Annotated in this window: 13 protein-coding genes and 1 tRNA gene; 4 read left to right on the forward strand and 10 right to left on the reverse strand. The window is 70.0% G+C overall.

Annotation, left to right across the window (positions count from 1 at the left end; all coding sequences use genetic code 11):
* The first annotated feature begins 8 nt into the window (after positions 1-8).
* Together upp and GE115_RS07240 are read left to right on the forward strand one after the other, a co-directional pair.
* Positions 9-641: a uracil phosphoribosyltransferase gene (upp, locus tag GE115_RS07235; RefSeq protein WP_153684114.1), complete on the forward strand. Its 633-nt coding sequence runs from the start codon at positions 9-11 to the stop codon at positions 639-641.
* A 500-nt stretch (positions 642-1,141) separates the two neighbouring features.
* Entirely contained in the window at positions 1,142-1,924 is a 783-nt protein-coding gene (locus tag GE115_RS07240) for a winged helix-turn-helix domain-containing protein (protein ID WP_172979762.1), read from the forward strand.
* Positions 1,925-1,999: 75 nt separating this feature from the next.
* On the opposite strand, the gene GE115_RS07245 is transcribed toward GE115_RS07240, so the two are convergent.
* On the reverse strand, positions 2,000-3,220 hold the full coding sequence (locus GE115_RS07245; protein WP_172979763.1) for an Ig-like domain-containing protein: 1,221 nt from the start codon (positions 3,218-3,220) through the stop codon (positions 2,000-2,002).
* Between the two features lie 518 nt (positions 3,221-3,738).
* On the opposite strand from GE115_RS07245, the gene GE115_RS07250 reads away from it, so the two are divergent.
* Positions 3,739-4,191: a MarR family winged helix-turn-helix transcriptional regulator gene (locus GE115_RS07250; protein WP_312854990.1), complete on the forward strand. Its 453-nt coding sequence runs from the start codon at positions 3,739-3,741 to the stop codon at positions 4,189-4,191.
* A gap of 329 nt (positions 4,192-4,520) precedes the next feature.
* Here GE115_RS07250 and GE115_RS07255 read toward each other — a convergent pair whose 3' ends face one another.
* The 9 genes from GE115_RS07255 to GE115_RS07295 form a co-directional block, all read right to left on the reverse strand.
* On the reverse strand, positions 4,521-4,862 hold the full coding sequence (locus GE115_RS07255; RefSeq protein WP_376765699.1) for a GNAT family N-acetyltransferase: 342 nt from the start codon (positions 4,860-4,862) through the stop codon (positions 4,521-4,523).
* A complete protein-coding gene (locus GE115_RS07260; RefSeq protein ID WP_153684117.1) occupies positions 4,859-6,112 on the reverse strand; it encodes a hypothetical protein in 1,254 nt (417 codons plus the stop codon). The genes GE115_RS07255 and GE115_RS07260 overlap by 4 nt, the downstream gene beginning before the upstream one ends.
* Positions 6,113-6,342: 230 nt before the next feature.
* Positions 6,343-7,467: a serine hydrolase domain-containing protein gene (locus tag GE115_RS07265; protein ID WP_172979765.1), complete on the reverse strand. Its 1,125-nt coding sequence runs from the start codon at positions 7,465-7,467 to the stop codon at positions 6,343-6,345.
* 215 nt (positions 7,468-7,682) lie between these two features.
* Positions 7,683-7,755 (reverse strand) — tRNA-Arg (locus GE115_RS07270).
* Positions 7,756-7,885: 130 nt separating this feature from the next.
* Complete coding sequence (locus GE115_RS07275) at positions 7,886-8,851, reverse strand: carbohydrate ABC transporter permease (protein WP_376765700.1); 966 nt, start codon at positions 8,849-8,851, stop codon at positions 7,886-7,888.
* Positions 8,848-9,849 carry a carbohydrate ABC transporter permease gene (locus tag GE115_RS07280; RefSeq protein ID WP_216648784.1) on the reverse strand — a complete coding sequence of 334 codons (1,002 nt, stop codon included), beginning with the start codon at positions 9,847-9,849 and terminating at the stop codon, positions 8,848-8,850. Before GE115_RS07280 ends, GE115_RS07275 begins: the two co-directional genes overlap by 4 nt.
* A 124-nt stretch (positions 9,850-9,973) precedes the next feature.
* Complete coding sequence (locus GE115_RS07285) at positions 9,974-11,332, reverse strand: ABC transporter substrate-binding protein (protein ID WP_153684119.1); 1,359 nt, start codon at positions 11,330-11,332, stop codon at positions 9,974-9,976.
* A gap of 74 nt (positions 11,333-11,406) precedes the next feature.
* Positions 11,407-13,122 (reverse strand): glycoside hydrolase family 13 protein, encoded by a 1,716-nt coding sequence (locus GE115_RS07290; protein ID WP_153684367.1) that lies wholly within the window; start codon positions 13,120-13,122, stop codon positions 11,407-11,409.
* 199 nt (positions 13,123-13,321) lie between these two features.
* On the reverse strand, positions 13,322-14,344 hold the full coding sequence (locus tag GE115_RS07295) for a LacI family DNA-binding transcriptional regulator (protein ID WP_153684120.1): 1,023 nt from the start codon (positions 14,342-14,344) through the stop codon (positions 13,322-13,324).
* Positions 14,345-14,528: 184 nt separating this feature from the next.
* Here GE115_RS07295 and GE115_RS07300 point away from each other — a divergent pair, with 184 nt between their 5' ends.
* The gene (locus GE115_RS07300) at positions 14,529-15,203 is read left to right on the forward strand and encodes a DUF6766 family protein (protein ID WP_153684121.1); all 675 of its coding nucleotides are present in this window, start codon (positions 14,529-14,531) and stop codon (positions 15,201-15,203) included.
* Positions 15,204-15,213: the final 10 nt, after the last annotated feature.

Below are 15,213 nucleotides of genomic sequence, written 5' to 3' on the forward strand. Positions count from 1 at the left end.
TCGAGCCTATGCGAGTCCATGTGGCAGACCACCCGCTCATCACCCACAAGCTGACGGTCCTGCGCGATGTGGACACGCCGTCGCCCGTGTTCCGGGCGCTCGTCGAAGAGCTGATGACCCTGCTCGCCTATGAGGGCACCCGCGGCGTGCGCGTCGAGCCGGTCGACATCGTGACCCCCGTCTCACCGGCCAGGGGCGTGCGCATCGCCGACCCGAAGCCGCTCATCGTCCCGATCCTGCGCGCCGGACTCGGCATGCTCGACGGCATGGTCAAGCTGCTGCCGACCGCCGAGGTCGGCTTCCTCGGCATGGCGCGCGACGAGGAGACGCTGCAACCGACGACGTACGCCGAGCGTCTGCCCGAGGACCTCTCCGATCGGCAATGCTTCGTGCTCGACCCGATGCTCGCGACCGGCGGGTCGCTGACCGCGGCCATCGAGTTCCTCTTCGCACGCGGTGCGGTCGACGTCACGGCGATCTGCATCCTCGCCGCACCCGAGGGCCTGCGGGCCGTCGAACAGGCGCTGCACGGCCGCGAGGTCACCGTCGTGCTCGGCGCGCTCGACGAGCGGCTGAACGAGCACGGATACATCGTCCCCGGCCTGGGCGACGCGGGCGACCGCCTGTACGGCACGGTATAAGCGCACGGGCCCAACCTTCGCTCCGAAGAATCTTCGGCGCTCGCCGGGCCGCTCCGGCTGGTGAACACAGAAGATTTTTTGAGAACCTATTTTTCCGCAGAAGATTCTGTGAAGGATGCCCCGGGCCGCGATCCTTCCGGATGCCCCGAGCCCGTGCGCACCGGGTGCGACGTCACGACCCGTCACACGGGCGTCACGAATTGACACATGCCGAGGCATCCGTTTTACTCGCACCCATGACAGACACCGCTCGCAACCTGACCGCCCGCGAGGCTCTCAGGACCGCCGACATGATGATGTCGGTGCGTGCGCCCATGTGTTGTCGAATGTGCCGCTGACCCGCGCCCTCTCCGCCGAGCCCGTGTGCGCGACCCGATCCCGGTCGCCCCGGCTCCACTGAACCCGCCGCATCAGGGGGTTCGCCCGGCCACCAACGGCCATTCGTCGCCGACCCCTGCCATCGGGGTCCGTCAACGCACCGCTCGCACAAGGATTCCGTCATGTCTCTCGCCTTCGCTCCCACCCGCCAGACCGCCGCCCACCCCGTCGCCCAGCCGGCGCGGCCGCTGTCGATCGCCTCGCACCCCATCGCCTCGCGGCCCGTGTCCGAGGTCATGTCGTCGGCTCCCGCTCCCGCTCCCGCGCCGACCGCGCCGCGAGTCCGCGCCGTGCCCGAGGGCACCGAGGCCCGCGGCTTCGTGCTCTACGTCGGCATCGACGAGGCCAAGGCCATCGCCGACGGCACGAGCCTGCACCGCGTCGTCGAGGCCCTGCGCCGGCTGACCGCCGAGCTCGCGCCCTCGTCCGAGACCTACGCCGCCGTGGCCCTCGCTCCCGAGGGTGCCGGCGGCCGCGATGTCGACGTGGTGCGCCTGGCCCTCCAGGACCCGGCGGCCCTCGCCAAGCAGCGCGAGCAGCAGCACGCGGGCGACGACGCCGACCGCCACCCCAACGGCGTCATCATCGACATCTCGCGCAAGCGCGTGCTCCTCGACGGCGAGCCCGCGGGCCTCACGTACAAGGAGTTCGAACTGCTCCAGTACCTCGTGCTCCGCGAGGGCCGCACCATCGACCGGCACGAGCTCATCGACAACCTCTGGGCCGCCGCCGACGATGAGATCCCGAGCGAGCGCACCATCGACGTGCACGTTCGCCGCCTGCGCTCGAAGCTCGCCCACTACCAGGACATCGTGCGTACCGTGCGCGGCTCGGGCTACCGTTTCGACCGCCACGCCGACGTCTCGATCCGGCAGGCGTCGACGCCGAGCCCCGACGTGTTCTGAGGTCGGCCTCCGGGCCTGCGACGAAAGGGGGTGGCGAGCCGATCGGCTCGCCACCCCCTTCGTGTTCGGCGCGGACTACTGCGCGGCGGGCGCCTCGGCCACGACGGCGAAGGTGAAGGTCGTCGTCGAGCGGTTGCCCGCGGTGTCGACGACGACGATCGTGTTGACGCCCTGCTTCGGGGTGTACGCGCCGGCATTGAGGTCGGACCAGGTGCTGTCCGAGAGGTCGCGAACGACGCCGTTCACCTCGACGAAGTCGACCTTGCCGACGCCCGAGTCGCTCAGCTTGAAGCTCGGCGTCTGGTTGTAGACGCCGTCGACCGGCGTGACGCCCGACTTCACGACGGCCTTGGGTGCGACGCTGTCGAACGCGAACTCGACCGGGGCGCTCTGGTTGCCGGCCGTGTCGACCGCGATGATCGTGTTCACGCCCTGCTTGGGCGTGTAGGCGCCGGTGTTCAGGTCCGACCACTTGTCATCGGTGAGGTCGCGCTCGACACCGTTGATCAGCACGTGGTCAACCTGCCCGACGCCCGCGTCGCTGAGCTTGAAGCTCGGGGCGGTGGCGAACACGCCCTTCGCGGGCACGGCGTCCTTGAGGGTCACGGTCGGCGCCGTGGTGTCGATCTCGATCGCGAACGTGCCGGTCTGGGCGATGTTGCCGGCGAGGTCGGATGCGTTGAACTTGATCGAGTACTCGCCGTCGGGCAGCGCGACCGACGCGACGTGCGACCCGGCGAGCGCGCTGCCGGCCGACGATGACGTGCTCTTGACGAGCTTGCCGGCCTGGTAGAGGTTCGCGGTGATGCGGTTCAGGCCCTCGTCGTCCGTGGCATCCACCTGGAGGTCGAGGGTCGCGTCGCTCACCGGCCCGCCCGAGATCGGCGCGACGAGGGTCGCGACGGGCTTCGTGCGGTCGATCACGACGGGGAACGTCTTGCCCGACTGGTTGCCCGCCTGGTCCCACGTCGAGACCTTCAGCTGGGTCGCCGGTCCGTCGGCGAGCGCGTCGGTGTCTACGACGAACGAGAAGTCGTTCGTGTCGAAGAACCACTGCCCGGCCTGCTTCTTCCACTTGCCGGCGTCGTCCTTCTGCTGGATCTCGACGTAGGCCTTCTTCGGGCTCGCCTCGACCTGCGACAGCGCGAACGTGGCGACGCCCTTCACGGGCGCGAACACGGCGTCGCCGACGACCGGCTTCGTCGTGTCGGCATCGTCGGCGTGGGCGGCGACGGGCGCGGCTGCGGCCATGAGGGCGGTCAGCGCGACGACGGCCGCGACTCGGGTGCGGGACATGGGTCTCCTGTTCGATCGACGAGGCGCGCGGGCGCGCATCGCAGACGTCCATCGGCATTCCGATGGATGACGGGTATCGGGTCCGAAGCGAGGCCCGCGAACGATGTCGGCAGGAGGCCCGCTCCGGGTTCAATCGTTTCAGCAAACACCCAGCCGAGGAACGGATCCACTCCCCCCACTTGGAGGGCCACGCGTCGCGCGGCGGGAAAGGAGTGACATCCGACCCATTTCGAAAAATCACGGAAGGATAACTAGCGCCCGTTACCTATCCGTTATATATTCGTCAGTGCACCGACTGTTTGCTGTGGCGGTCGGTGCGGAATGTGATTGCAGGACACTCTTGGTGCAAGGGAGAGGGCCGGTCGTCAGCCTCTACGACCGGCCCTCACTCATGCCCGGCACCAACGACGGGACCGCGACACCGCGCCGCTACGACCGGCCCTCACCCCCCGCCCGCACTCGTAGCCGCCGTTCCGTATCCTTGGATGGTCCGACCTCTGAGCCGAACGGAGCCTTCAGTGGCTGATCGCACTCGCACCGTCGCCGCCTGGGAATCGCTGTTCCGCGCCCAGGTCACCGTGATGCGCGCCCTCGCCGCCGAGTTCCCCTCCGAGGTCATCTCGCTCAACGAGTACGACGTGCTCTTCAACATCACGCGCGCTCCCGGGCGCCGGCTCCGCCTGAAGGACCTCAACCGGCACGTGCTCATCACCCAGCCCAGCGTGAGCCGCCTCGTCGACCGGCTCGCGAGCCGTGGCCTCGTGACCAAGACGGATGACCCGTCCGACGGCCGCGGCACCATCGTCGCGATCACCCCGGCCGGCTTCGAACTCTTCCGCGAGGTCGCCGTCAAGCACATGGACGCGATCACCAGGCACGTGGGCGACGCCCTCGACGAACGCGAGCTGGCCGAGCTCACCGAGCTCTGCGACCGGCTGCGCGTCAGCGTCGGCGGCGAGGCCTCCGCCTGACCGGCGACCCGCCGGCTCGAGGCGATGCAGTCGATGACGCCTGATCGCACATGACGGCGGGGCGGGAACCCTACCTCCCGCCCCACCGCGACCTCCAGAGGAGGCCTCCCCCGCCGGGCGACCCGAACAGAGCCCGGCGAGCCTTTCCCGTGACCGCCGTGGGGCGAGTCGGAGGCCGGTCGGGTCCGACCTCGCCGGTTCGGGCCGGCTCGGGTTTGCTCGAAGTTTAACGCGAGTATGCCTCACGGTACACATCCCCCGAAGGGGGCACCGTCGACGCTACCCCGGAAACGGCCTGCCCCCTGCGACGCAGGCGGACGGCCGGGCGATCACGCGTCGGCCCGTACCACCGAGTCGGCGTACTCGGGGTGCCGCTCGAGGTACGCGGCGATGAACGGGCACTCGGGCACGATCTCCTCCCCGCGAGCCACGGCATCGTCGAGCACGTGCCGCGCGAGTCGGCTGCCGATGCCGCGGCCCTCGTACTCGGGCTTCACGACGGTGTGCGTGAACACCACGCGCCCCGGTTCCTCGCGGAACATCGCGACCGCGGCGACCCGGCCCTCGTCGAGGACCTCATAGCGCCCTCGCGCCTCGTTGCGGACGATCTGCAGGGCGTCATCGGTCATGGCTCGGCTCCTCATGTCGGCTCGATGTTCGGGCTGCGTCATGTGGTGCAACGCGTCTCCGCGGCGGTGATTCCCGCTCGGCCGCGGGGGGCATCTGGAGGTTCCTCGGCGGGCGGGCCTGAACGCCGTGGGTCCGCGGTGCGCGCCCTCGCGATCCGCCGGCGCGGGCGGGCGCGCGCGGAGCGACGCCTCGAACGACCGGGCGACGGCATCCGAGCCGGCACCCGCTCGGGCGACCCCGGAAACCGGCCCGGCGAGGCCGCCGCACGGCGACGCAGGCGCCCGCGCCAGCGGGGGCGATGGGACGAGCCGACCGGGGCTCGATGCGTGCGCCCGTGCGTCGTCGCGACGAGCGCGATCAGCCAGGCGAACACGAGGGAGAAGGCGATGACCTCGAACACCGTGAGGTTGAACAGTCCGAGTCGGTCGTACGCCACCAGCGCTGCGACCTCCACCGCGACGGCCGCGTACGACAGCGCGACGAGGGCACGGGGCATCCGCTTCGCGAAACCGCGGACGCCGAGCGCGAGGGCGGCGAATCCGGCGGCCGCACCGCAGGCGAAGAGGTTGTGCAGGTCGGTGGCCCCGTCGATCGGCACCACCCCGACGCCGGCGAGGCTCACGCCGATCACGACGATGCCCGCGCGGACAGCGAGGAGCCCACCGCGGCGGAGGCCGAACCTCGGCTGCCGAAGCGCGCGGCTGAGCGCAGGCGCGAGGCCCGCCATCGCGAGGCCCGACATCACGATCGCCAGATTGAAGCACGCGGCCGCTAGGTCGTCGGAGGTGCCGAGCGTCGAGAAGTTGTGCGTCCACCACTGCCCCGTGGGCGTCAGCGACATGCTCGCCAGCGCGCCCGCGGCCAGCAGCATCGCGACGAGGTTGAACGTGCGGTACGCCTCGTGCTCGACCGAGGCGGCGTGCAGGCGAGCGGCGCCCACGCCGAGCCCGCACCCGAGCAGCACTGCGGCGAGGAGCGGCCCGCCGGGCAGCGGCTGGAACGCACCCGCCGTGAAGTGCACCGCGAGCACTCCGATCGCCGCCCAGACGAATCCGTTGGCCCGGGCGCGATGGCGGAGATCGACGGCGGGCAGGCCGATGCGACCGAGGAGCGCCAGCGTGGCGTGCGAGCCGGACGTCACGAGCAGCAACGCGCCGATCGTGGCGCCGCCGGCGATCGCGGGCAGTGTCCAGAACGAGAGGTTCACGCTCGCCATCGTGCTGAGCGGCCGGCTGTCGAGCAGGCGGAAGAGGACGATGGCGAAGGCCATGGCGATCAGCAGGATGTGCACGCGCCTGATGTACGCCTGTCCCCCACGACCCGCCAGCACGTTCGCAATCGTCGGAGCGGCTTCGATGCCGGATTGCACACCCCACATATGCGAACCCTTGATCACGGGAGAACGGTCGTGAGGCGAGCCTAACGGCGCACCCGCGCACAGGGATCCACGAATCCGGAGATGACGCTCTGATCCCCAGCGAACTCACAGCGGGTAACCGGCTGAGGCGGTCGCGATCTTGATCAGCCGAGATGAGCGAGCAGCGAGTCACCGACGTCGTCGATCGGCTCCCCGGTGTTCGAGAGCACGATCACCGCGGACTCCGCCGTTCGATCGATGACGAGCACCGATCCGAATCCGGCGGTGACCCCGCCGTGCTGTGCGATGCGGTGCCCTTCCGGCGATTCCCGCAGCACCCAGAAGTACCCTGAACGCCCGTTCACGTCCGCGCGCGGTTCGAGGGCGGCGCTCGACGCCAGCGGGCCGTCCAGCACGGCCCTGGCGTACTCGACGACATCGCCGAGCGGCGCGGCGAGCGCACCCGCCGGCGAATATGCGGCCAGCGTCGAGGGCTGGGCGACGCGGCCGTCGGGAAGATGCCCCGTGGCGAGGCCCGGCGCGACGTCCGCGTCGTCGACCTGCAGGATCGATCGATCCATTCCGAGCGGCGAGAGGATCCGCTGCTCGAGCAGCGTCGCGAAGTCGGTGCCGGCGGCAGCAGCGAGCGCCTGGCCCGCGAGCGCCGCACCGAGATTCGAGTACGCGGGTCGCGCATCCGCGGCGACGGGCTCGGCAGCCGCCTGCGCAAGCAGTTCGGCCACGCTCTCGTCGAGGACGTCCTCGCCCGCTCGGAATCCTGGTTCGACCCGCTCGAGCCAGTCGGGGTCCGTCGGGAACATCGGCAGTCCCGAGGTGTGCGCCGACAGCTGCGCGAACGTGACGGAAGCCGCCGGGGAGTCCCCGAGCGCGACATGGGTTCCGACGGGGTCGCCGAGGGCGACCTCGCCGCGCTCGATCCCCTCGGCGAGCAGCATGCCGGTCGCCGTCTTGGTGATCGACCCCAGTTCGAAGACGGTATCGGCGTCCGCACCGAGATACGCGGCGCGGACCTCGTCACCGTCGATGAACGCGACCGCGACCTGCGCGTGGTCGGCGGTGAAGCTCGGGCGGATGAGTTCGAGCAGTTCCTCGTCGCCGTGGGCTCCTGCGCGCTGAGCGAGATCCGGCGACGGGGCATCCGTCTCGTCGCTCGCCGAGGTGCCCGCCTGTGGAACGCAACCGGTGAGCGCCGCCGCGACCAGGGCTGCGGCCACGACCGAGACCCACCTGCTGCCGGATTCGACGGGTTCGGGTTCGAGTGCGAGCATGTCAGGACGGTACGCCCGGCACGTCGACGCCGGAAGAGGGGCGTCCCTGATGCGAACGTCGGGCATCCGGCCTCGGAACTCCGCGGCCGACCCGGGACGTCTGGCCCCAGGCCGAAACACGAACGGCCCGCCGAGGCGGGCCGTTCGTGTGCGAGTAAACGCAGTCTGTCTCAACACAGATCTTGTCGCGATGCCGTGTTCCTGCATCTGCGCCGTGCGCCCGGAGGGACTCGAACCCCCAACCTTCTGATCCGTAGTCAGATGCTCTATCCATTGAGCTACGGGCGCATTGGTGCGGCCTGGCGCTTCATCCGCGATCAGGCAACCACGAGAGTCTAACCCACCCATGGCCCCGAACGGAAATCGCCCAGGGCCGCGAGCACGCCGCCCCTGCGGGGGGCGCCGCGACCGACCGTTGCTATCCCTTCACCGCGCCGCCGAGCCCGGCGCCGCGCAGGAACAGGCGCTGGAAGATCAGGAACAGCACCACCGGGATGAGCGTCGAGATCGCCAGGGCCGCAAGGAACACGTCCAGCTCGGTCTGCGACTGCACGGCCGGCAGGCGCACCGACAGCGGCTGCACCGCGGGGTCGGGCAGCACGAGCAGCGGCCAGAGGAAGTCCTTCCAGGCCGCGATCACGGCGAACACCGACACGACGCCGAGGATCGGCTTCGACATCGGCAGCACGATCGACCAGAACATGCGCAGGGGTCCGGCGCCGTCGGTGCGGGCCGCCTCGAACACCTCGCGCGGCAGGCCGTCGAAGAACCGCTTCATGAGCAGGATGTTGAACGCGTTCGCCGCCGCGGGCAGCCACACCGCCCAGTACGTGTTCAGCAGCGACACGTCGATGACCGGCGGATGCAGGATCGTCAGGTAGAGCGGCACCAGCAGCACGACCGCGGGGATGAACAGCGTCGCGAGCACGAGCGCGTTCAGCACGGGAGCGTAGCGGGGCCGGAGGATGGACAGCGCGTACCCTGCGGTCGTCGCGACCAGCAGCTGGAAGAACCACGACCCGGCGGCGACCCAGATCGTGTTCAGGAAGTACTGGTCGATGTGGATGTCGTTCCACGCCTGCGACAGGTTCGCCCAGTCGATGCCGTTCGGCCACAGGGCGAACGGCTGCGTGAGCGTGTCCTGCGTCGGCGTGACGGCGGCCTTCGCGAGCCAGAGCAGCGGCCCGAGTCCGGCGACGACCAGGCCGACGAAGAGGAACACGTGGATCGCCGTCGTCGACACGCGCACGCTGGGGCGCTTGCGGTCGTGCTCGCTCAGCACACCGCGGTCGGCGCCCGTGTCGGTGGCATCCTTCTCGCGTCGCCGGACGATGGCGGACAGCTTCGCCTTGAGCGGCCCGGTGGGAGTCGAGGTCGCGGTCAATTCGTGCTCCAACGGTCGGTCAGCTTGAAGTAGAGCCAGCTCAGGAGGCCGAGGAAGATCGCCAGCATGAGGCTGAGCGCGGTGGCCTCGCCGTAGTCGCCGCCGAGGCTGTTCTGGAAGGCGTACCGGTAGATGAGCAGCAGCACGGTGAGCGTCGCGTTGTTCGGGCCGCCGCCCGTGAATAGGAACGGCTCGAGGAAGACCTGCGCGGTGCCGATCACCTGGAGGATCAGCATGATGAACAGGATGCCTCGCAGCTGCGGGAGCGTGACGTGCCAGATCTTGCGCCAGATGCCGGCGCCGTCGACCTCGGCCGCGTCGTAGAGCTCGGGCGGAACGGCGATCAGCGCCGCGAGGTAGATGATGATCGAGCCGCCGGCCGCGGCCCAGGTCGCCTCGATGACGAGCGACGGCATCGCGGTCGCCGACGACTGCAGCCACGGCTGCGGCGGGATGCCGGCCCAGCCCAGGATCGTGTTGAACACGCCGTCGGGGCTGGCGTTGTAGAAGACCTTCCAGAGCAGCACGGCGACGACCGGCGGCACCACCACCGGCAGGTAGGCCAGCGCGCTGTACAGCCCCTTGCCGCGCTTCACCTCGCTCATCAGGACCGCCATGATGATCGGCAGCGGGAAGCCGAAGATCAGCGCGAGCACCGCGAAGTACAGGGTGTTCAGTACCGCGGTGCCGAGGTTCGGGTCGGCGAGCACGCGCGCGAAGTTGTCGAGCCCGACCCACGTGGCGGGCGTGATCAGGTTCGTCTTCTGGAAGCTCATGATCACGGCCTGCGCGATCGGCCCCCAGCTGAAGACGCCGAACACGATCAGCATGGGTGCGAGGAACGCGAGGTTCCAGGCTCCGCCGCCGCGGATCCAGGTCATCGGGGTGCGCTGCCGGCGTCGGCGCGTCGGCATCGCCGCTCGCGCTCCGGCCGGCTCAGGCGACGGATGCCTCGGGTCGGCCTCGGCCGCGGCATCCGCTTCGCTGGTCAGGGTCATCGTCGATCCTTCGTCGATCTGTCGTCGAGGGTGGATGGTGCGGGGGTCTCGATGCGCTTCGCTCCTCGACCGCCGCGGGGAGGACGGCGGTCGAGGAGCGCGGAGCGCGTATCGAGACCTGGTGCTACTCGTCGAGCAGGGCCTGCGCGTCGACGTCGACCTGCGCGAGCAGGGCGTCCACGTCGGCGTTCTGGTCCGTGAGGACAGCCTGCACGAGGTTGTCCATCAGGGCGTAGATCGGCTGGGTCTGGCCCTTGATCTCACCCGCGGGCGTCTGCTCGAAGATGCCCTCGGTGAAGCCGGTCATCTGGTCGAGCGGCACGTTGACGTAGTCCTTGATCCATTCCTGCGACTCGAGGTACGTCTCCTGGTCGAGCACCGGCAGGAGCGGCGTGCCGACGGCCTGGTCGGACTCGGAGAGCGCCTTCGCGTCGGCGACGGCGGCATCCTCGTTCAGGAGCTTCTGCATGTAGTACCAGTCGATCCACTTCACCGCAGCGGCCTTGGTGGCGTCGTCGATCGTCGGGGGCATGACCGCGATGTCGCCGCCGCCGAGCACCTTGCCGCCGTCCTCCAGCGGGATGACGGTGAGGCCGTAGTTGTCGGGCGCCATGCCGAAGTCGCGCACGAGCGCCGTGTAGACGTCGGAGCCGGTGGTGTACATGCCGATGTTGCCGGCCGCGAACTCCTGGTTGATGCTGCCCCAGTCGAGGTCGAAGGTCGCTCCCATCGAGTCGTCCTCCCAGCGCAGGTCGTGCAGGAACTCGAGCGCCGCCTTCGTGGCGTCGTTGTCGATCGTCGACGTGTAGGTGCCGTCGCCGTTGTCCTCCTGCAGCGTCGCTCCGCGCGAGACCGCCTGCACCGAGAGCTGCCACCCGCCGGTGTTGCCGCTCGTCATGGTCGCGTAGCCGGCCTTGCCGGTCTTCTCCGCGATCGTCTTCGCGGCCTCGCGGACCTCTTCCCACGTGGTCGGCGGGCTGTCGGGGTCGAGCCCGGCCTGCTCGAACAGGTCGCGGTTGTAGTGCAGGCCGTTGGCGTAGGCCTGGCGCGGGAAGCCGTAGATCGCGCCGTCGCTGCCGGTGACCTCCTCGAGGATGATCGGGTTGAACTTGTCGGCGTAGCCGAGCTCCTTCACTTCGTCGGTGACGTCCATGAGCTGGTCGTTCTCGAGCAGGGTCTTGGAGTCGGTGAACGGCACGGTGAACACGTCGGGCAGGCTTCCACCGGCGAGCTGCGCGGCGAATGTCGGGGCGGTCCACTCGTACTCGAGGCCGACGATGTCGATGTCGGGATTCGCCTCCTCGAACTGCTTCTCCTGTTCGGCGAAGGCGTCGTAGGCGGCCTGGTCGGCCCCGGGCGGGAAGGTGGCGACTCGGAGTTCGAGCTTGCCGTCGTCCTCGGCGGCCTGGCTGCACGCGGCGAGCGAGCCCGCCATCGCGAGCGCGGCGAGACCCGCGATCGCGATCCTGCGTGATGACTTCATTGTCCGGTCCTTTCGATGCTGTGTTCAGGTGTGGTGCGGTGGGAGATGCGCGGCGGTGGCCGCGGGGTCGACGATCAGCTCCGGGTGCGGAGCCATGCCGTCGAGTCGGTGGGAAGCCGGCCGCCCTCGAGCGGCGAACTCGCGAGCAGGATGTGGTGGTGCGCGGGCAGGTCGACCGGTTCGGCGCCGAGGTTCACGACGCAGACGACCTCGTCGGGGCCGTCGCCGCGGCGGAAGGCCAGCACCGATGGCGCGGTGTCGAGCCAGCGCATCGGGCCGTCGCCGAGGGCGGCCTCGCGTCGCCGGATGCGCAGCGCCTGCCGGTACAGCCACAGCATCGAGGCGGGGTCGGCCTCCTGGGCCTGCACGCTGAGCTCGGCCCACTCGGGCGGCTGCGGCAGCCACGGCGCCGCGGGCGCGCCGGCGCCGGTGCCGTCGCGGTCGCGGTCGCCGCCGGCGGATGCCGCATCCGGGCTGAATCCGTAGGGGGCGGTGGTCCCGCGCCAGGGCAGCGGGACGCGGCATCCGTCACGCCCCGGATCGACGCCGCCCGAGCGGAAGTGCATCGGGTCCTCGAGCACCTCGCGGGGCAGCTCGACCTCGGGCAGGCCGAGCTCGTCGCCCTGGTAGAGGTACAGCGAGCCGGGCAGCGCGGCGGTGAGCAGGGCGGCGGCGCGGGCGCGGCGGCGCCCGAGGTCGAGGTCGGTCGGCGTGCCGAATCGCTTGGCCGTGAACGCGAAGCCCGACTCCTCGCGCCCGTACCGGGTGACCGGCCGGGTCACGTCGTGGTTCGAGAGCACCCAGGTGCTCGGCGCGCCCACCGGCGCGTGCGCGGCGAGCATCAGGTCGATCGACGCGCGCAGTTCGGCGGGGTCCCATGGCCGTGACATGAAGTCGAAGTTGAACGCGGTGTGCATCTCGTCGGGTCGCAGGTACGCGGCGAAGCGCTCGGCGTCGGGCAACCACAGCTCGCCCACCAGCACCCGGGTGCCGTCGTACTCGTCGGCGACGCGGCGCCACGACCGGTAGATGTCGTGGATCTCGTCGCGGTCGACGTGCGGGTGCTCGCCGGGCCCCGGCTCGTCGGGCACCTCGCCGAAGGCGGGGTCCTTCACGATGAGCGCGGCCGAGTCGATGCGCACGCCCGCGACCCCGCGGTCGAACCAGAACCGCAGAATGTCCTCGTGCTCGGCGCGCACGTCGGGGTGGTTCCAGTTCAGGTCGGGCTGCTCGGGCGTGAAGAGGTGCAGGTACCACTCCCCCGGCGTGCCGTCGGGGTTCACGGTGCGGGTCCACGTGTCGCCCTGGAAACTCGACTGCCACCGCGTCGGCATCTCGTCGCCGTTGGGGCCCTTGCCCGGGTGGAACCAGAAGCGCTCGCGTTCGGGGCTGCCCGGTCCGGCCGCGAGGGCGGCCTTGAACCACGGATGCTCCGAGCTGATGTGGTTGGGAACGACGTCGATGATCGTGCGGATGCCCAGATCCGCCGCCGCGCTGATCAGCTGCTCGGCGTCGTCGAGCGTGCCGAACGCGGGGTGGATGTCGCGGTAGTCGGCCACGTCGTACCCGCCGTCGGCGAGGGGTGAGGGATACCAGGGGTTGAACCAGAGCGCATCCACGCCGAGTTCCTTCAGGTAGCCGAGGCGGGAGCGCACGCCGCGCAGGTCGCCCGTGCCGTCGCCGTCGGAGTCCGCGAAGCTGCGCACGTAGACCTGGTAGATGACGGCACTGCGCCACCACTGCGGGTCCTCGAGCAGTGCGGGCGGCGTCGTGGCATCCGTCAGGGGCATCGTCACCTGGGTTCGTCTCCTCGTTGTCGGCGTCGGCACGCCGGGGTGCAGGAGATCTCGGCGTCGCGTTGCACGTCAACGTAATGAGAGCAACAAAATGATGCAACTCTTCAACATTCAGGCACCAGATTGCGACAGTTTGCAGTCACTTGCGGCAGCGGCTTGCAGCGCGGCCGCAACGACCGACGGCTCGGCGCGCCTACTCGACCGACGGAGCGGCCGGCGCGGGGCCGGTCGAGGAGCGCACGACGAGCTCGGGCGCGAAGAAGACCTCGTCGCCGATCGCCTGGTGCGTCGACATCTGACGCATGAGCAGCTCGATGACCGTCTTGCCCATCGCCTCGATCGGCTGGCGCACGGTGGTGAGCGGCGGCTCGGTGCAGTTCATCAGCGCCGAGTCGTCGAAGCCGATGACCGACACGTCTTCGGGCACGCGCAGGCCCGCCCGCCGCACGGCCCGGATCGCGCCGAGCGCCATGGGGTCGCTCGCGCAGACGATGCCCGTCGCCCCGGCGGCGATCAGGCGGGTCGCGGCGGTCTGGCCCGACTCGAGCGAGTAGAGCGAGTGGACGATCAGCGCGTCGTCGAGCTCGATGCCGTGCCGTTCGGCGACGCGCCGCGCGGCCGCGAGCTTGCGCTGCGAGGGCACGTGGTCGCGGGGCCCGAGCAGCAGGCCGATCCGGCGATGTCCGAGCTGCACGAGGTGGCCGAACGACTGCTCGACCGACGCGGCGTCGTCGCACGACACGGTCGCGAACCCGAGGCCGTCGACCGGAGCGCTGATGAGCACCGTGGGCAGCTTCAGTTCGACGAGGCGCTCGTAGTGCTCGTGGCTCGCGTCGGCCTGGCTGTAGGCGCCGCCGGCGAAGACCACGCCCGACACCTGCTGGTGCAGCAGCAGTTCGACGTAGTCGGACTCCGAGATGCCGCCCGCCGTCTGGATGCACAGCACGGGCGTGAAGCCGTTCTGCGCGAGCCCGCCGCCGAGCACCTCGGCGAGCGCCGGGAAGATCGGGTTCTGCAGCTCGGGCATCATGAGCCCGACGAGGCGGGCCCGTTCGCCGCGCAGCTTCGTCGGCCGTTCGTACCCGAGCACGTCGAGGGCGGTGAGCACCGCCTCGCGTGTGGAAGCGGCGACACCCGGCTTTCCGTTCAGCACGCGGCTGACGGTCGCCTCGCTCACTCCGACCTTCCGCGCGACATCCGCAAGTCGTCTCGACATGGCGGCAATCGTACGCGAGAGGATGCAAGAACTCGACGAGACTCCCTTACGACGAGCCTCCCCGCGTATCCACGAAGCGTGCGCCGCGGCATCCGCCCGGTCAAGGGGTTGTCCGCCTCCGGTTCTGCACGCCAGCATCGAGAAGGAGTCGGCGCGCCGCGCGGCGACCGCACGGAGGGGGCGCATGGCCGAGCAGAAGTCCAACTGGTTCCGCGAGCACAGCCTGTTCATCGTGCTCTTCGCCCTGTTCGTCGTGTTCCTCGTGGGCATGGCGATCACGGGGTTCGAGGTCTACAACGAGGAGCAGGTCGAGCACGGGGCGTCGCCGATCGGGTTCCTGCAATACCTCACGACCGGGGCCTTCGGCGAGGCGACGTTCGAGAACTGGGAATCGGAGTTCCTGCAGATGGGCGCGTACGTCGTGCTCACCATCTGGCTGGTGCAGAAGGGTTCGTCTGAGTCCAAGCCGATCGACGAACCCATGGAGCAGGACAAGGACCCGCGTACCGTCGACGTCGGGCCACGCACCCCGTGGCCCGTGCGCCGCGGCGGCTTCGTGCTCGTGCTCTACGAGAATTCGCTGGCGATCCTCTTCTTCGTGCTGTTCTTCCTGTCGTTCGCCCTGCACGCGGTCACGGGCGCCGCCGCGTACTCCGAGGAGCAGGCGCAGCACGGCCTGCCCGGCGTCACGCCGTGGGAGTACCTGGGCACCGCGCAGTTCTGGTTCGAGTCGATGCAGAACTGGCAGAGCGAGTTCCTGGCGGTCGCGGCGATCGTGCTCGGCTCGGTGTACCTGCGCCAGCGGGGATCGCCCGAGTCGAAGCCCGTGCACGCGCCGAACGACGAGACGGGCGCGTAGCCGCGAGGCG

Source organism: Agromyces agglutinans (assembly GCF_009647605.1).
In the GTDB taxonomy this organism is placed as follows: domain Bacteria; phylum Actinomycetota; class Actinomycetes; order Actinomycetales; family Microbacteriaceae; genus Agromyces; species Agromyces agglutinans.